Origin of the sequence: Kitasatospora phosalacinea, assembly GCF_000716545.1 — a bacterium.
GTDB lineage: Bacteria > Actinomycetota > Actinomycetes > Streptomycetales > Streptomycetaceae > Kitasatospora > Kitasatospora phosalacinea.
In genome coordinates this window covers 139,202-155,838 of the sequence record NZ_JNWZ01000005.1, presented here as the reverse complement: position 1 = coordinate 155,838, position 16,637 = coordinate 139,202, and the positions used below count along the sequence as shown (strand labels likewise).

At 74.2% G+C, this 16,637-nt stretch carries 13 protein-coding genes; 7 read left to right on the top strand and 6 right to left on the bottom strand.

Going from position 1 to position 16,637, the window contains the following annotated elements:
* From OO48_RS04310 to OO48_RS04280, 7 genes are all read left to right on the top strand, one after another.
* On the top strand, positions 1 to 1,016 hold a 1,016-nt coding region (locus tag OO48_RS04310), incomplete at its 5' end, for a class I adenylate-forming enzyme family protein (protein ID WP_157845375.1).
* Entirely contained in the window at positions 1,013 to 2,275 is a 1,263-nt protein-coding gene (locus OO48_RS04305; protein ID WP_081951904.1) for a beta-ketoacyl-[acyl-carrier-protein] synthase family protein, read from the top strand. The genes OO48_RS04310 and OO48_RS04305, both read left to right, overlap by 4 nt.
* Positions 2,276 to 2,324: 49 nt before the next feature.
* Positions 2,325 to 3,329, top strand: coding sequence for a 4-hydroxyphenylpyruvate dioxygenase (hppD, locus tag OO48_RS04300; protein ID WP_033212878.1), 1,005 nt, complete (start codon positions 2,325 to 2,327; stop codon positions 3,327 to 3,329).
* A gap of 57 nt (positions 3,330 to 3,386) precedes the next feature.
* Entirely contained in the window at positions 3,387 to 4,301 is a 915-nt protein-coding gene (locus OO48_RS04295) for a phytanoyl-CoA dioxygenase family protein (RefSeq protein WP_033212876.1), read from the top strand.
* Positions 4,298 to 5,290 carry a thiamine pyrophosphate-dependent dehydrogenase E1 component subunit alpha gene (locus OO48_RS04290; RefSeq protein WP_245194514.1) on the top strand — a complete coding sequence of 331 codons (993 nt, stop codon included), beginning with the start codon at positions 4,298 to 4,300 and terminating at the stop codon, positions 5,288 to 5,290. The genes OO48_RS04295 and OO48_RS04290 overlap by 4 nt, the downstream gene beginning before the upstream one ends.
* The gene (locus tag OO48_RS04285) at positions 5,287 to 6,288 is read left to right on the top strand and encodes an alpha-ketoacid dehydrogenase subunit beta (protein ID WP_033212875.1); all 1,002 of its coding nucleotides are present in this window, start codon (positions 5,287 to 5,289) and stop codon (positions 6,286 to 6,288) included. Before OO48_RS04290 ends, OO48_RS04285 begins: the two co-directional genes overlap by 4 nt.
* Positions 6,285 to 7,589 carry a type III PLP-dependent enzyme gene (locus tag OO48_RS04280; protein ID WP_081951903.1) on the top strand — a complete coding sequence of 435 codons (1,305 nt, stop codon included), beginning with the start codon at positions 6,285 to 6,287 and terminating at the stop codon, positions 7,587 to 7,589. The genes OO48_RS04285 and OO48_RS04280 overlap by 4 nt, the downstream gene beginning before the upstream one ends.
* Here the strand turns inward: OO48_RS04280 and OO48_RS34870 are convergent.
* The 6 genes from OO48_RS34870 to OO48_RS04250 all read right to left on the bottom strand — a co-directional run bounded on the left by OO48_RS34870 (position 7,517) and on the right by OO48_RS04250 (position 16,533).
* On the bottom strand, positions 7,517 to 8,281 hold the full coding sequence (locus OO48_RS34870; protein ID WP_051731720.1) for a class I SAM-dependent methyltransferase: 765 nt from the start codon (positions 8,279 to 8,281) through the stop codon (positions 7,517 to 7,519). The genes OO48_RS04280 and OO48_RS34870 overlap by 73 nt on opposite strands.
* Positions 8,278 to 9,324, bottom strand: coding sequence for an aminotransferase class I/II-fold pyridoxal phosphate-dependent enzyme (locus OO48_RS04270; RefSeq protein WP_033212874.1), 1,047 nt, complete (start codon positions 9,322 to 9,324; stop codon positions 8,278 to 8,280). The genes OO48_RS34870 and OO48_RS04270 overlap by 4 nt, the downstream gene beginning before the upstream one ends.
* A complete protein-coding gene (locus OO48_RS04265; RefSeq protein ID WP_051731719.1) occupies positions 9,321 to 10,718 on the bottom strand; it encodes a radical SAM family protein in 1,398 nt (465 codons plus the stop codon). The genes OO48_RS04270 and OO48_RS04265 overlap by 4 nt, the downstream gene beginning before the upstream one ends.
* 99 nt (positions 10,719 to 10,817) lie before the next feature.
* Positions 10,818 to 12,278: a hydrolase gene (locus OO48_RS04260; RefSeq protein WP_033212873.1), complete on the bottom strand. Its 1,461-nt coding sequence runs from the start codon at positions 12,276 to 12,278 to the stop codon at positions 10,818 to 10,820.
* A 390-nt stretch (positions 12,279 to 12,668) separates the two neighbouring features.
* On the bottom strand, positions 12,669 to 14,561 hold the full coding sequence (locus OO48_RS04255; RefSeq protein WP_033212872.1) for an RICIN domain-containing protein: 1,893 nt from the start codon (positions 14,559 to 14,561) through the stop codon (positions 12,669 to 12,671).
* Between the two features lie 46 nt (positions 14,562 to 14,607).
* Complete coding sequence (locus OO48_RS04250) at positions 14,608 to 16,533, bottom strand: discoidin domain-containing protein (RefSeq protein WP_051731718.1); 1,926 nt, start codon at positions 16,531 to 16,533, stop codon at positions 14,608 to 14,610.
* Positions 16,534 to 16,637: the final 104 nt, after the last annotated feature.

Here is a 16,637-nt window from a genome sequence, read left to right as displayed (position 1 = left end):
CGCTGATCGCGGTCAACCTGGCGCTCAGCTTCGACGCCGAACTGCACCTGATCTCCCAGCAGACCGGCCCGGCCGTGCTGGAGGCGATCGAACGCTGGCGGCCGCAGAGCGTGTTCGGCTTCGCCACCACCTGGGCCGACCTGGCCCGGCAGGACCTCTCCGCCCGCGACCTGTCCTCGGTCGGCCTGTGGTGGAACACCGGTGACTGCGCGCACGAGGCGCACATCCGCCGCCTGATCGCCCAGGGCTCCCGCGAGACCGTGACCCGCGAGGGCCGCGGCCGCCTGCCGGGCTCGGTGTTCGTCGACGGCCTCGGCTCGACCGAGATGGGCCACTCGCACTTCCACATCACCCACGCCCCCGGCACCGAGAAGTACGGCCGCTGCGTGGGCCGCCCGCACACCTTCGTCGACTGCGAGGTGGTCGGCCCGGACGGCGAGCCGCTCGGCCCCGGCGAGGTCGGCGAACTCGCCACCGCCTCACCGACGCTGGCGCCCGGCTACTGGAACGACTCGGTCACCACCTACCGCACCCGGCTGCGCGGCCGCTTCCTCACCGGCGACCTGATGTACCGCGACGAGGAGGGCTACTACTACCACGTCGACCGGCTGGTCGACTCGGTCGACCTCGGCGGCGGCCGGCGGCTGTACACCGCGATGTCGGAGGAACGGGTGCTGGCCGACGTCCCCGACGTGCTGGACTGCACGGTCGTCGCGGTGAAGGACGGCGACCGGGTGGTCACCGACGTGCTGCTGACCCTCGCGGACGGCGCCGACCCGGCCGCCGACCGCACCGCCGAGGTGGTCGCCGCGCTCGACGAGCACACCGCCGCCACCGTCCGCTCGGTCCTGGTGGTCGACGGCACGGACATCCCGCTCGGCCCGACCGGCAAGGTCCGCAAGGTCCTGCTGCGCGAGCGCCACCTCGGCGCGACGGCCCCGGCCGACGCCCGCCCGGCCGGGACCCGGTCGGCCGACGCCCGCCCGGTCGGCACCCTCCCGGCCGGCGCCCGGTGACCCGGGCCGCGCGGCCGGGCGCCGTCGTCACCGGCATCGGCATGGTCACCTCGCTGGGCCGCGAGCCCGGCGAGGTCTTCGGGGCGCTGACCTCCGGGCTCAGCGGCATCACCGCCGTGCCGGAGGGCCACTCCGCGCACGGCTGGCTGCCCGCCGCCGGGATCGCCCCGCACGTCGACGGCCGGGAGGTGCTGCCGCCGACCGAGACCCGCTGCGTCGACCGCTTCGCGCTGCTGGCGATGGCCGCCGCGGACGACGCGCTGGCCGACGCCGCCCTGGTGGTCGGCCGCGACGCCGACGCCCGCCGCACCGCCGTGGTGCTGGCCACCGGCGGCGGCGGCCTGGAGACCTACGAGCAGCAGGCGCGCCGCCGCCAGGAGCGCGGCCGTCCCGGCGTCAGCCCGTACCTGCTGCCCGGGATGCTCTCCAACATGGCGACCGCCCGGGTCGCGATCAAGCACGGCATCCGCGGCTACAGCACCGCGATCGTGACGGCCTGCGCGGCCGGCGCGCAGGCGGTGGCCGAGGGGCTGCGGCTGATCCGGGCCGGTGACGCGGACGTGGTGGTGTGCGGCGGGACGGACGCCTCGCTGCACCCGACGATCATCTCGGCGTTCGCCAACGCCCGTGCGCTGTCCCAGGGTTGGGACGATCCGGCGCAGGCGTCCCGGCCGTTCGACGCCCGCCGCAACGGCTTCGTGCTGGGCGACGGCAGCGCCGTCCTGGTGCTGGAGAGCGCCGAGCACGCGGCCGCCCGCGGCGCGGCCGGGTACGCCGAACTGATCGGCTGGGGCTCCACCACCGACGCCCACCACCCGACCATGCCGCGCCCCGACGGCGAGGGCGCCGCCGACGCCATGCGCACCGCGATCGCCGACGCCGGGCTGGCCGCCTCCGACATCGGCTACGTCAACGCGCACGGCACCGGCACCAAGCTCGGCGACATCGCCGAATCGGCCGCGCTGAACGCGGTGTTCGGCGCGCACCGGCCCGCCGTCAGCTCCACCAAGGGCGCCACCGGCCACCTGCTGGGCGCGGCCGGGGCGGTGGAGGCCGCCGTCACCGCGCTGGCCGTGGCCCGCGGGCTGCTCCCGCCGACCCTCAACCTGGACGAGCCCGACCCGGCCTGCGACCTGGACCACGTCCGCGGCGCCGCCCGGCCGGCCCGGCTGCGGGCCGCGCTGAGCAACGCCTTCGCGTTCGGCGGCCACAACACCAGCCTGGTCTTCGGTCCGACGCCCACCCCTACCGCCCGGTAGACCGCCGCGGTCCGCCCCCGACCTTCGACCCGCCCTGCCAGGAGCCCAGTTGACCATCCAGACGATCACCCATGTCGAGTACCACTGCGCGGACGCCGCGCGGAGCGCCACCGAGCTCCAGACCCGCTTCGGCTTCCGGCGCGACTCCGACCAGCCCGAGTGGCGGCCCGGGGTGCGGGCCGTCCACCTGCACCAGGGCGGCATCCGGCTGCGCCTGCTCTCCAGCGAGATCACCGACCACCCGGTGGCCCGCTACGTCGAGCGGCACGGCGAGGGCGTCGCGGTGCTGGCGCTCGGCTGCGCCGACCCGGGGGCCGCGCTGGAGCGGGCCGAGCGGCACGGCGCCGTGGTGCTGGACCGGGACGGCGCCCTGATCGCCGGCTTCGGCGACACCGCGCTGCGCTTCGTCCCGCTGCCGGAAGCCCCGGAGCCGGGAGCCCCGGAGCCGGCCGGCGGCGAACTGCTGGACGCCCTCGACCACGTCGCGATCTGCGTACCCGCCGGGCAGTTGGCCGAGGCCGTGCTGTTCTGCGAGGCCGCGCTCGGCATGCACCGGATCTTCGGCGAGTACATCGCGGTCGGCGAGCAGGGGATGGACTCCAGCGTGGTGCAGAGCCCCTCCGGGGACGTCACCTTCACCCTGATCGAACCGGACACCGGCCGCCGGGCCGGCCAGATCGACACCTTCCTCGCCGACCACGGCGGCGCGGGCGTGCAGCACCTCGCACTGCGCACCGACGACATCGCCACCGCCGTCCGCACCGCCCGGTCGCACGGCGTCGAGTTCCTCTCCACCCCGGGCACCTACTACGACGGCCTGGCCGAGCGGCTCGGCGACACCGCGATCCCGGTGGAGACGCTGCGCGAACTGGACGTCCTGGTCGACCAGGACCACGGCGGCCAGCTGTTCCAGATCTTCGCCCGCTCCACCCACCCCCGGCGGACCTTCTTCCTGGAGGTGATCGAGCGCCAGGGCGCGGGCACCTTCGGCACCGCCAACATCAAGGCCCTGTACGAGGCCGTCGAGCGCCAGCGCGCCACCGCCTCCGCCTGACCCACCCCCACCCCGCCCGCACCCGCCCGCACCCGCCGTCCGAGGAGGCACACCCCCGTGACCACCGCACCCGCGTTCGTCCTGACCCCGGCCGAGGCCGCCCTGCTGCCCACGCCCGAGGAGGTGGCCGGCTACCGCGAGCACGGCTGGTACCTCTCCGGGAAGCTGTTCACCGACGAGGAGGTCGACGCCCTCCAGGCCGCCACCGACGCGTACTACGAGGGCCACCGCGACCGCGTCCTCGCCGTCCGCCCGGCGAACCTGGCCGCCTGGGAGCCCTCGCACGGGCCGGTGCAGCGGCACAACGACTACGTGCACTACGAGAGCGACGCGATCGCCGCGATCCTGCGCAAGCCGCTGGTCGGCGCCGTCGCCGCGCTGCTCGCCGGGGCCGAGGAGATCCGGATCTTCCAGTCGACCCTGATCTTCAAGCCGCCGGTGCCCGAGGAGCCCTCCAACCAGGTGCCGTGGCACTTCGACAAGCACTACTGGCACACCTCGTCCTCGGAGGACATGCTGACCGCCTTCGTCCCGTTCCACGACTGCGGGGTGGAGAACGGCACCATCACCATGGTCGACGGCAGCAACCGCTGGGCGGAGCTGCCCTCCGCCGAGGACGCCACCCGGCACTTCGCCCAGCGCGACCGCTCCGAGCTGGAGTCGATCCTCGCCGCCAACGCCGCCCACAACGGCGCCGAGGTGCGCAAGGTGCCGGTGGTCATCCCGCGCGGGCACGTCAGCTTCCACCACTGCCGCACCTACCACGGCAGCGGCGCCAACCTGGCCGACTTCCCGCGCCGGGCGATCTCGCTGCACCTGCAGGACGGCGCCAACGAGTACCGGCACGCCACCCGCCCGGACGGCACCCCCGCCGCCTACAACCACGACGTGCTGGTCCGGCGCACCCCCGACGGCCGCCCCGACTACGCCGACCCCGAGATCTGCCCGGTGATCTGGCGGGGAGCCCGGTGACGGACCACGACCCCCGCGACCTCGGCTCGCCCGCCGGGCGCTACCGGATGCTGCGGCTGATCCGCGGCTTCGAGGAGCTCGCGCTCGGCCTGGTGAGGTCCGGGGAGATCACCGGCGGCGTCCACCCGTACATCGGGCAGGAGGCGGTGGCGGTCGGCGTCTGCGCGGCGCTGCGCCCGCGGGACCGGATCACCTCCACCCACCGGGGCCACGGCCACGTGCTCGCCAAGGGTGCGGACCCGAGCCGGCTGCTGGCCGAACTCCTGGGCCGCTCCACCGGGTTGAACCGGGGCCGGGGCGGCTCGATGCACGCCGCGGACTTCTCGCTGGGCATCCTGGGCGCCAACGGCATGGTCGGCGCGGGCGGCGCGATCGCGGTCGGCGCCGCCTGGTCGGCCCGGCAGGCCGGCGAGGACCGGGTCGCCGTCGCCTTCTTCGGCGACGGCGCGCTCAACCAGGGCGTCCTGCTGGAGTCCTTCAACCTGGCCGCGATGTGGCGGCTGCCGGTGCTGTTCGTCTGCGAGAACAACGGCTACGCCACCACGCTGCCCGCCGCCACCGCGGTGGCCGGCAGCGCCACCGGCCGGGCCGCCGCCTTCGGGATCCCCGCCGCCGAGGTGGACGGGATGGACACCGAGGCCGTCCGCACGGCGGCCGCCGAGGCCGTCGAACGGGCCTCCACCGGCGGCGGTCCCGGCTTCCTCGAGTGCCGCACCTACCGCTTCGAGGGGCACCACACCATGGAACGGCTGATGAAACTGCGCTACCGCACCCCGGAGGAGGTCGCCGACTGGCGCGGCCTCGACCCGCTGCCGCGCGCCGCCGCGCTCCTGCCGCCCGGCCTGGCCGAGCGGTTGGACGCCTCGGTGGAGCAACAGCTGCGCGCCGCGCGGGAGTTCGCGCTCGCCTCCGAACACCCCTCGCCGGCCGGCGCGTCGGACCACCTGTACGCCGACGGGCTGCGCCCGAGGGCGGGGTCCGCGGCATGAGGCTCTCCTACACCAAGGCGCTCAACCGGGCGCTCACCGACGCCCTCGCCGAGGACCCGGCGGTCTGCGTGTTCGGCGAGGACATCGGCGCCGGCCTGGCCGGCCCCACCCTCAACCTGCTCGACCGGTTCGGCCCCGGCCGGATCGTCGACACCCCGCTCTCCGAGCAGGCCTTCACCTCGATGGCGATCGGCGCCGCGCTGACCGGCCGGCGGCCGGTGATCGAGTTCCAGATCCCCTCGCTGCTCTTCCTGGTCTTCGAGCAACTCGTCAACCAGGCCCACAAGTTCTCCCTGATGACCGGCGGCCAGGCCGCCGTCCCGCTGACCTGCCTGGTGCCGGGCTCCGGCTCCCGGGACGGCTGGGCCGGGCAGCACTCCGACCACCCCTACGGCCTGTTCGCCCACGCCGGGGTGAAGACCGTCGTGCCGGCCACCCCCACCGACGCCTACGGGCTGCTGCGCTCGGCCATCGCCGACCCGGATCCGGTGGTGGTGTTCGCCCCGGCCGCCGCCCTGCCGGTGCGGGAGACCGTGACGTGGGAGCTGGCGCCGGTCCCGCTGGGCTCGGCCCGGATCCACCGCGCGGGCACCGACGTCACCGTGGTCGCCGTCGGCCACCTGGTGCACGACGCGCTGGCCGTCGCGGCGGAACTCGCCCCCGAGGTCTCCGTCGAGGTGTTCGACCCGCGCACCCTGCACCCCTTCGACTGGACGGCGCTGGCCGCCTCGCTGGAACGCACCGGCCGCCTGGTCGTCATCGACGACTCCAACCGCAGCTGCGGCATCGGCGCCGAGGTCCTGGCCACCGCGGCCGAGGAGATGCGCCTGCTCGTCCCGCCCCGGCGGATCACCCGGCCGGACGGCACCGTGCTGCCGTTCGCCCCCGCGCTCGACCGCGCCCTGCAGCCCGGCCGCGACCAACTGCGGGACGCGGTACTGGATGTGGTGAAGCACCGGCTTCCGGTGCCCCCGCACGGCGAGGACCGGATCCGTTGAACCGACCCGCCGCCCCCGGCACCCTGACGCCCGGCACCCTCTCCCCCGCGCTGCGTTCCGCCCTGGCCGCGTCCGCCGACGACCGGATCTTCTACGACCTGGCCGGGATCGCCCGCCGCTACACCGCCCTGCGGGACGAACTGCCGGGCGTCGCCGTCCGGTTCGCCATGAAGGCCTGCCCGGTCGACGAGGTGCTGGCCCACCTGGCCGCGCTCGGCGCCGGGTTCGACGCCGCCAGCCCGCACGAGATCGCCCAGGCCCTGCGCACCGGCGCGCCCGCCGGCCGGGTGCACTACGGCAACACCGTCAAATCGGACGCGGGCATCGCCGAGGCGTACCGCCTGGGCATCCGGGACTTCGCCACCGACAGCCTCCCCGACGTCGTCGCGATCGCCGAACACGCCCCGGGCTCACGGGTGTTCTGCCGGCTCGCGACCAGTGGCGAGGGCGCGCTCTGGGGGCTGAGCCGCAAGTTCGGCTGCTCGGCGGCGGACGCCGTCCGGGTGCTGACCGCCGCCCGGGACGCCGGGCTGACCCCCGCCGGGCTCTCGGTGCACGTCGGCTCGCAGCAACTGACCTCCAAGGGCTGGTCGGCCGCCTTCGACCTGCTCGGCGACGTCCTGGTCGAGGGCCGGCGGCACGGCGTCGAACTCGACCACGTCAACCTCGGCGGCGGCCTGCCCGCCCTCGGGTACGTCGACCGGCACGGCACCGCCCTGGAGCCGCCGCTCGACGAGATCTTCCAGGCCGTCCGGGACGGCATCGACCGGCTGCGCCGACTGCACGGCGGCGCGCTGGACTTCGTCCTGGAACCCGGCCGCCACCTGGTCGCCGACCAGGGCGCGATCCGCACCCACGTCTACCGGCTGACCTCCCGCCAGCAGCCGGACGGCGAGCGGGAGCACTGGCTCTACCTGGGCTGCGGGAAGTTCAACGGACTGTACGAGATGGACCAGGTGCAGTACCGGCTGGTCTTCCCGACCCACCCGGCCCCGGAGTACGTGCCCGCCGTGGTGGCGGGCCCGACCTGCGACAGCGACGACACCTTCCCGCACGGGCAGGCGTCCGGCCTGGTGCCGGTGCCCCGGACGGCGGCCTCCGGCGACCCGGTGTGGATCCTCTCCACCGGCGCGTACGCGGTCAGTTACCTCACCCAGGGCTTCAACGGCTTCGACCCGCTGCCGTACACGGTGCTCCCGGCCGACGCCGGACTCCCTTCTCCAGGGCGTCAGTTGCCGGAGGCAGCCCGGCAGAGCAGGATCTGCTTGGGCGACGCGCCGGTGAACGGGGAGGCGTCGTAGCCCCCGTAGCGGTGCACGACGTCGAGGCCGGCCAGCCGGCACAGGGCGAGCAGCTCCTCCGGGAAGAAGCAGCGCATGCTGACCTTCTTGGTGCGCACCCGCTCGCCCTCGCGCAGGTAGTCGAGGGTGAAGTGGAGCACCTGGGTGGCGGCGTCGTAGCCGGTGGCCGCGCGGACGTCGAGCCGCGTGCCGTCCAGGTCGGTGACCGACTTGTGGTGGTAGGGGGCGTCCGGGAGCCGGGAGAGCTTGGCCGGGGCGGGGTTGAACACGTCCAGGACCAGCGTGCCGCCGGGGAGCAGCACCTCGCGCGCGGAGGTGAGGAAGGCGAGCACGGAGTCCAGGTCGTGCAGGTGCTGCATGGCGTTGGTGGCGGAGAAGACCAGGGCGTAGCGGCGGTCGGTGCGGATGTCGCGGCAGTCCTGTTCGAGCCATTCGACCGGCAGTCGCTCCTCGGCGGAGCGGCGGCGGGCGAGCGCGAGCATCGAGGGCATCACGTCCAGGCCGGTGACGTCGACGCCGGCCCGGGCGATCGGCAGGGTGATGCGCCCGGTGCCGCAGGCCACCTCCAGCACCGGCCCGCCGGCCCGGACGGCCTGGTCGAGGAAGAACGGGACGTCGTGGGTGCGGTCGGCGAACTCCCGGTCGTAGAAGTCGGCGTCGTCGTACACGGCCAGGTCCTGCAGCGGCTTCATCGGGCGTTCTCCGGGGCGGGTGCGGGTGCGAAGGGGGCGGCGAGGCTGGTGAGGACGGAGCCGGTCCAGGGGGTGTCGCCGAAGACGGTGGCGGGGAGGGCGAGCAGGCCGTGGTCGGCCAGCAGGGTCTCGGCCGGGACGTCCACCGGGAAGAAGTAGTTGCCGGGGCTGGTGCGGGCGGCCTCGGGGACGGCCGCGCGGACGGCCTCGGGCAGCCGGGCCAGGAGCCGTCCGGCGCGGGCGGCCAGGGCCTCGGAGACCTGCCGGGGGGTGTCCGCGTGATCGGCCAGCAGGCTCTCGGCGAGCCGGAGCCGGGCCTGGGTGGGCGGGTCGCCCCGGAACGCCTCGGCCGTCGCGGTGTCGTCCGGGCCGAGCAGGACGATGCCGAAGGTGCGGGGGTGCAGCCAGCCCTTGGTGACCGAGTGCAGCAGCACGGCGCGGCCGGTGTCCAGCAGCCGCCGGGTGCCGGGGGCGAACGGGGTGCCCAGGTCGTAGACGGTGTCGATCAGCAGTCGGCGGTGCGGGGAGGCCCGCAGCCAGCCGGCCAGTTCGGTGCACTCGGGGTCGGTGAGGTGGCGGCCGAGCGGCTTGCTCGGGTTGGCCAGCAGCAGGTACTCGGGGCGCTCGCCGTCCGGCGGGGCCTGCGGCAGGGCGGGGGCGGGCAGCGTCGGGTAGGCGTCGGGGGCGAGCCCGGCGGCGCGGGCCAGCTCGAAGTAGACCGGGTACACGTCGGCGGGCAGCCAGAGCCGGGCGTCCGCACCGCGCAGGTGCCGGAACAGCAGGTCGAGCCCGTGCCGGACGCCCCGGCTGACCAGGGCGCGGCGCGACCACTGCTCGGGCAGGCCGTAGCGGCGCAGCCAGGCGCGGGCCAGGTCGCAGCGGTACACCGTGCGGGTGCCGCTGTCGTCGCTGCCGCCGCCGTCCGGGGGTTCGGGGCGCAGCGGGGCGAGCGCCCGGTAGACGTTGGTCTCGGCGGCGTCCAGCAGGGACGGGTCGGCGGCGAGCCGCCGCTGCCGCAGTTCCTGGAACTCGTCGAACCTCATGCCGTCGCCCCTTCCGGCGCCGGGCGGGTCCCGGCGGGGACGGCCTCCACCGGGAGGGCCCCGGCCGGGAGGACCTCGCTGGCCCGGTCCTCCAGGGAGGCGTAGCAGCGGCCGTCGGCCAGGACGTTCCAGCTGCGGGCGACGCCGTGGGTGCGTTCCCAGAGCAGGCTGGGCTCGGTGTAGGCGGCGATCCGCATCGGACGGCCGTCCCAGCTGCCGTCGAGGACCGGCGCGCCCCAGGGCAGGCGGCTCGCCTCCGTGAAGCCGTGCCGTTCGGCGAAGCCGGTGACCACGGACAGCGAGACCTGGTGGTCGCGGCTCCAGCGGTTGGCGGCGTGGTCGTGGTAGAGCGATTCGGTGCTGGTGGAGACGTAGAGCTCCTTGAAGCAGACCTCCTCGATGCCGTGGGCGGCGGCCCAGGAGAGGTAGTCGGCGACACCGGCCCCGTCGGCGACGCCGCCGTGCTGCAGCACGCAGATCAGCCGCATCCGCAGCCCGGGCCAGCGTTCGCGCCCGGCGCGCCAGGTGTCGGCGACCTCGCCGACCGGGGTCCGCAGCATCATCAGCCGTTCACTGGTGTCGTCGTCCTGGTGGTGCCGGGAGACGGCCAGCACGCTCAGCCCGGCGGCGGCCAGCGCGGCCAGGCGGTCGGCCCGCTCGGCGGGGGCGAGCCTGGCCAGGTTGTGCGCGTTGCTGATCAGGACGGTCCTGGGGAAGGCCGCCGCGCAGGCGGCCACCAGGCGCAGCTGCTGGTCGAACGGGAGCAGCGTGGGCTCGCCGCCGCCGGTGATCACCGCCCGTTCGGCGCCCGCCGCGCGGCCGCGCTCCAGCCAGGCGGCGACGGTGTCCCACGGCACCCGGGCGGGGGGCTGGTCGCTGGAGATCGAGGCCGCGGAGAAGCAGAACGAGCACTTGGCCTGGCAGGCGGCGGCCACCGGCAGGACCGAGACCGAGCGCGGCCGCAGGTCGGCGTAGGCCGCCAGGCCGGGGTCGAGCCGCAGCGAGGCGGCCATCGCGTCCTCGACGGTGGTCGGACGCAGGGCGATCAGCCCGTCCGGCCCCGGCTCCGGGTCGGGCTCGTGGACGGCCGACAGCCGGATGCGGTCCCGGTGCAGCTCGCTGCCGAGGCCGGTGGCCTCGTTGGGCACCAGGGCGTCCGGGTCGACCTCGGTCTCGAGCACCAGCAGCCGGTCGCCCGGTATCGCCAGCCGCTCCAGCAGCCGCCCGGCCTTGGCGGTGCCGATGCCCAGCTCCGCCCGGGTCAGCAGGTGGAACCTGTCCGGGAAGGTGCTCTCCGGGATGCCCGCCTTGCCGTAGGTGAGCGCGTACTTGTCGAAGCCCTTCGCGAAGTTCGACAGCACGATGACGTGGAAGCGCTGGTCGGTGCGGTTCATCGGGCCATCATGCCTCCCGCCCCGCGGCCCGGGGAACGGGGTTCGCGTCCCGACCGGCGCGGGCTCCGTGCGTGCGGGGCCCGCGGCGGTCACCGCGGGTCAGGAGACGTTGACGTTGACGTCGTCGAGGACGAACGAGGTCTGCTTGGTGTAGTCCTCGGTGCCGGTGAACTTCAGCGTCACGCTCTGGCCGGCGTACCCGGCGAGGTTGAAGGTGCGCTGCTGGTAGCCGGTGGCGGCGTTGGTGTTGCTGTAGCTCGCGAGGGTGGTGCCGTTGGCGGTGACGGTGAGCGTGTCGAAGGCGGTGGTGGCGGACGCGGCGCTGTCGATGTGCAGCCAGAAGCTCAGCGTGTAGGCGGCGCAGCCGGCCGGGAGGGTGACGGTCTGGGAGAGGGTGTCGGTGTTGGCGGCGCCGTAGCCGTCGAGCCAGGCGTCGTAGCCGCCGGTGTGGGCGGGCTCGCTGCTGCTGGAGTTGACGGTGCTGGTGCCGCCGCTGTTGGTCTCGGTCCAGCCGGAGGTGGAGCCGGTCTCGAAGCCGGGGTTGGTGATCAGCTGGGCGGCGGTGCAGCCGCCGCCGGTGCCGCCGCCGGTGCCGGTGCCGCTGGTGTCGGCGAGCCAGGCGGTGGCGTTCAGCGCGAGGGCGGCGTCGGTGCCGGCCGGGTCGTTCCAGCCGTCGTAGAGGGTGTTGCCGGACTGGCCGGTGCCGTCGTCGATCGGCGAGGAGTCGCCCCAGACGGCGACCCGGCCGCTGCCGAAGGTGGAGGTGACGAAGAAGGCGCCGGTGTTGCCGCTGTAGCCGGTGCGGTAGAGCAGGCCCTTGACCGACGGGTTGTCGGCGGGCTTGAGGGTGAAGGTGGTGCCGTTGCGGATGATCGAGCCGGTGACCTTGCCGAAGGAGCCGTTCAGCACCGGGTCGGTGGTGTCGGCGATGGCGCGCGGGTTCTCGTTGGCGATGTTCAGCAGGTCGACGGAGAAGCCGAACGGGTCGGTGTTGTCGACGCTGTTGGTGGTCAGCAGGTCGTTGATGACGGCCGGGGAGTCCCAGCCGTCGTTGTTGCGGTCGCTGACGTTGTGGTCGGAGATCAGGAACAGGCCGCCGCCGTGCTGGACGAACTTCATCACCGCGGTCTTCTCGGCGTCGCTGAGCCGGACGTTGGGCTCGGGCAGCACGAACTCGTCGAAGTTGGCGAGGTCGAGCGCACCGCCGGTGCCGTAGGTGATGGTGTTGCCGGCCGGGAGCGTCTTGAGGCTGTAGTTGCCGGTCTTCTGCAGGGCGACGCCCCAGGCGGAGACGGCCCCGGTCCAGGAGGTCTCGCTGCCGGGGTTGGCGTTCTGGGCGAGCGGGTCGGGCTGGCTGGTGGAGATGATCCAGTCGGCGTTGCCGGCGGTCTCGCCCTTGCTGTTGTCGAACAGTACCCGCTTGGGGGTGGCGGCGGCGGCCACGGTGGTGGCGGTGGCCGCCGAGGCGGGGTGCGGCTGGACGGTCGCGGCCGTGGCGGCGAGCACCAGGCCGGTCGCGGCGAGGGCGGCCGGACGGACGGCCTTCGAAGCCCTGATCATCTGTTGATCTCCTCGTACCGTGGAAGGGGGCGGCACAGACGTGTGCTACGCGCGTAGGCGCACCGGCACGGTCCCATGGTGAGGTAAGCGGGGCTTGAACGGAACACGTCGACTCGGCGGAGTCCCACCCGGTGCCCCGTCACCTGCCGGCCCGTCACCGGTCCTCCTTGCGGCGCGGCTCCACGAGCCGCCCCGGGAGGGCGCGCGGCGCACCGGCAGCGGCGGGGGGCGCCGGCCGGGCACCTGACGGAACGGCACCGGCCCGACCGGGAGCGGAACGGCGGGTGGGGCGTCCGCCGCAGGTGCTCAGGCACACCTGCGGTGGACGCCCCGGGGGCGGCCGGTCCACCAACCGGCCGCCCCGGTCAGGGGGTAGCGGTCAGGGGCGGGTCAGCCGGCCGCGGCCAGGCGGAAGGCCTGGGCCGGGCCGCCGGTGCAGGACCACTGCTGGAGGCGGGCGCCGTCGGCGGTGGAGACGTCGGTGACGTCCAGGCACTTGCCGCTGTTGCGGTTGACCAGCGTCCAGTTGCCGTCGGAGCGCTGGACGGGCTTGAACTGCTGGTTGGCGCCGGAGGACCACTGCCAGGTCTGGAGCTTGGCCCCGTCGGTGGTGGCGGCGCCGGTGACGTCCAGCACCTGGGCGCCGGCGGCGGCGTTGCGGTTGGTGATCCGGTAGTAGCCGCTGTCGGTGGCGGTGAACCGCCACTGCTGGTTGGTGCCGGTGCCGCAGGCCCACTGCTGGACGGCGGTGCCGTTGGCGGTGCCCCGGTCGGCGGCGTCCACGCACTTGCCGGAGTTGGCGTTGGCCAGGGTGTACCAGGCCGCGGTGTCGATCGGACCGCCCGTGCTGCCGCCGCCGGTGGGTGCGCCGGGCCAGGTGAAGGTGGCGACCGCGCCGGCCGGGAGGTCGTAGACCAGCGAGCGGCCGCCGTCGCTGATCGAGAAGTGCTGGGAGCCGCCGGTGGCGTTGAGCACCACGGCGCCGCGCGAGCCGTCCGGGTTCAGGAAGGCGACGTCCTGCAGGCCGCCGCCGCCCTGGCTGGTGGAGCCGATCCGGTGGGCGCCGGGCTGGACGAACTTGGAGAGGTGGCCGAGCGCGTAGTACTCGGCGTTCTTGCGGTAGGTGCCGCCCGAGACCTCCAGCACGCCGTTGCAGTTGGTGGAGCAGTTCCCGTACTGCGGGCCGCCGTTGGCGTCCAGGGCGACGTTCCACAGCACCGCGGTGCGGCCTCCGCTGCGCAGGTTGCGGATGATCAGGTTCTCGGTCTGCCACTTCAGCGTGTCGCTGAAGGTCTGCGCCGGGGTGGCGGAGTCGGTGCCGGTGCACTCGGTGAAGAACACCGCCTTCCCGGTGTTCGCGACCTGCTGCTCGGCCTCGGGCTGGCCGCCGTAGCAGTGGAACGCGGCGCCCTTGAGCCGGGCCACCGAGGCGTCCTGGGAGAGCACGGTCAGCGGGAAGGAGGTGTCGTCCCAGTTGTGGTCGTACGCGTAGAGGTCGGTGGGCAGGCCGGCCGCGGTCAGCTTGCCGTCCAACACCTTGAGGAAGTCGGCCTGTTGGGCGGCGGTCATCCCGGTGGAGGGGTAAGTGGTCTGGAACTTCGGTTCGTTGGCCACCGTCAGGTCGCTGATCGGGGCGCCGGCCGCGCCGTACGCCTGGATCGCCTTGACCAGGTAGTCGGCGAAGTCCCCGTAGTTCTCCGGCTTCAGGCTGCCGCCGTTCAACGAGCCCGAGGTCTTCATCCAGGCGGGCGGCGACCACGGGGTGCCCATGATCCGGATGTTCGGGTTGACCGCCCGGGCCTGGGCGATCGCGGGCAGGATCTCCTGCTGGTCGCGGGCGATGGAGAACGAGCCCCTGGTGTCCTCGTACGAGTAGAACGGCAGGTGGGAGACGAAGTCGGAGGCGCCGAGCGGCTGGCGCAGGTAGTTCAGGCCGATGCCGCCGCCGGCGGTGGAGAACAGGTCGTTCATCAGGGCGGCCCGGGTGCCGGCGGACAGGCCGGCCACCAGGTGGGCGGAGGACTCGGTGAACGCGGCGCCGAAGCCGACCAGCGGCTGCTGCACGTCGGCCGCGTCGACGGCGATGTCCTGCGCCTGCGGGGCGGTGGCCGAGAACGGGGCGGACGCGGCCTGGGCGAGGCGGCTGCCGCCGTCGGCGGTGGTGATCCAGACCTGGGCGGTGGTGTCGGCGGCCCCGGCGGCCGTGCTGCCGGCGGTGGCCAGGCCCGCGGCGGCCAGGGCGAGGGCCGCGGCGAGGCGGGCGGTGCGGTGCGGTCCGTGCATGGGACTGCTCCTCGTGGGGGTGGGGGTGGGTGGGTGTGACGGGGGGTCAGCGGTAGAGGCGGACGTCCGCGAGGCTCCACCAGTTGGGCGCGTCGGCGGTGCCGGTGATCCGCAGGTAGCGGGCGCGGGTGTCGCGCGGCAGGTCGACGGTGGTGAGCTGGCCGGTGCCGGCGCCGGTGGCGAGCGGACGCCAGCGGGCGCCGTCGTCGCTCGCCTCGATGCGCCAACCACGGGCGTAGTCACCGGGGTTGTCGCCGCTGTCGAGGGCGATCCGGTCGAAGGCGGTGCGCCGTCCGAGGTCGATCCGCAGGTACTGGCCGGGGGCTTGGGCCGCGCCGCTGGACCACCGGGTGGAGGCGTCCGCGTCGATCGCCGCCTGCGCGTCGGCGGCGGCCGGCTGGGCGGTCGCGGTGGCGCCGGTGAGCGGCACTTCGCGCCGGTCCGCCCTGGGCGCGCCCGACTTGGGCCAGCTGAAGGTGGCCAGCGCGCCGCCGGGCAGGGTGTACTCGAAGCTCTGCCCGCCGACCGCGACGGCGAAGTCGCGCGGCGCGTCGTTCTCGTTGTGCACCACCAGCACGGTCGACCCGTCCGGGTCGGTGAACGCGACGTCGGTCAGCTGCCCGTTCCAACTCGGCGTGCCGAAGCTGGTGCTGGCGATCCGGACGGCGCCGGGGCGGACGAACTTCGACAGGTGGCCGATGGTGTAGTACTCGGCGCCGGTGGTGACGGCGTGGTCGTCGTGCACGGTCAGCAGGGCGGTGCAGGTGCCGCAGCCGCCGTTGTGCGGGCCGTCGTGCCCGTCCAGCGCGATGTTCCAGTTCAGCACGGACTTGGCCCAGTTGCGGGTGGCGCCGACGGTCAGGTTGCGGGCGTGCCAGGTGAGCGTCCCGCGGAAGGTCTGGGCCGGGGTGTCGTCGGGGCCGTGCGAGCCGGAGCACTCGGTGAACCAGACGCCCTTGTCGGGGTGCGCGTCGTGCAGCGCGCTCTGCGCGGACGGGTCGCCCGCGTAGCAGTGGTAGGCGGTGCCGGCCAGCCACTTGGCGGCGTCGCCGTCCAGCAGCCGGTACGGGTAGTCGGTCTCCGGGTCCTCGCCGGGCGGGGTGTTGGCGACGTCGTCCGGGTGGGTGGCCCAGTTGTGGTCGTAGCCGAGGATCTTCGTGCGCGGGCTGGCCTCCTTCAGCAGCGGCCCGAGCGCCTCCACCACCTTCTCCTCCTGCTCGGCGGTCAGGTCGGTGCCCGGGTACGCGTTGGGCTTGCGGTTCTGCGGCTCGTTCTGCACCGTCAGGTAGTCGACCGGGACGCCCGCCGCCGCGTACGCCCGCACGAACTTCACCAGGTAGCGGGCGTACGCGTCGTAGACCGCCGGGTCGTCCTTGAGCCTGCCCTCCAGCAGCGAGTCGCTGGTCTTCATCCAGGCGGGCGGGCTCCACGGGGTCGCCACCACCTTCAGCTCCGGGTTGAGCCGCCGGGCCTGGCGGAGCAGCGGGAGGACCTGCCGCTCGTCGTGGGCGATCGAGAAGCGGCTCAGCGCGAAGTCGCTCTGCCCGGCCGGGACGTCGTCGTAGGTGTAGTGCGCGGCGGCGGCCGTGAAGTCGGAGGAGCCGATCGGCTGGCGGACCATGCTGATGCCGATCCCGCTCGCGGGGTCGAAGAGGCGGCGCAGGGCGGCGTCCCGGTCGGCCGGGGAGAGGGTGCTCAGGACGGCGGCGGTGGAATCGGTGATCGAGGCGCCGAAGCCGTCCATGGTCTGGAAGGCCCGGCCCGGGTCGACGGTGATGGTGGTGCGGACGGACGCCCCCGGGTGGAACGCCACCGAGGGGCGCTGGTGCAGCAGTTCGGCGCCGTCCGGGGTGGTGACCCAGACCCGGACCTCGGCCGGTCGGGACGGGCCGTGCGGCGGGGCGGGGGCCGCGCCGGTCAGGCCCAGGGCCACGGCGGCGGCCGTGGCGGTGCCGAGCACGCGTCGGTACATCGGATTCCTCTCGCCTTGACTTCATGAAACAAAATGAAACGTTTCTGACATCTTTGCGTGCGTTCAGGAAACGGCACCGGCTTTCCCTCTGTCAAGATTCCTGC

What these genes read in the sequence shown, in the direction of transcription:
- OO48_RS04285 (WP_033212875.1), top strand. Translation starts at nt 5,287, where the DNA reads ATGAGGCTCTCCTACACCAAGGCGCTCAACCGGGCGCTCACCGACGCC.
- OO48_RS34870 (WP_051731720.1), bottom strand. Translation starts at nt 8,281, where the DNA reads ATGAAGCCGCTGCAGGACCTGGCCGTGTACGACGACGCCGACTTCTAC.
- OO48_RS04270 (WP_033212874.1), bottom strand. Translation starts at nt 9,324, where the DNA reads ATGAGGTTCGACGAGTTCCAGGAACTGCGGCAGCGGCGGCTCGCCGCC.
- OO48_RS04265 (WP_051731719.1), bottom strand. Translation starts at nt 10,718, where the DNA reads ATGAACCGCACCGACCAGCGCTTCCACGTCATCGTGCTGTCGAACTTC.
- OO48_RS04260 (WP_033212873.1), bottom strand. Translation starts at nt 12,278, where the DNA reads ATGATCAGGGCTTCGAAGGCCGTCCGTCCGGCCGCCCTCGCCGCGACC.
- OO48_RS04255 (WP_033212872.1), bottom strand. Translation starts at nt 14,561, where the DNA reads ATGCACGGACCGCACCGCACCGCCCGCCTCGCCGCGGCCCTCGCCCTG.
- OO48_RS04250 (WP_051731718.1), bottom strand. Translation starts at nt 16,533, where the DNA reads ATGTACCGACGCGTGCTCGGCACCGCCACGGCCGCCGCCGTGGCCCTG.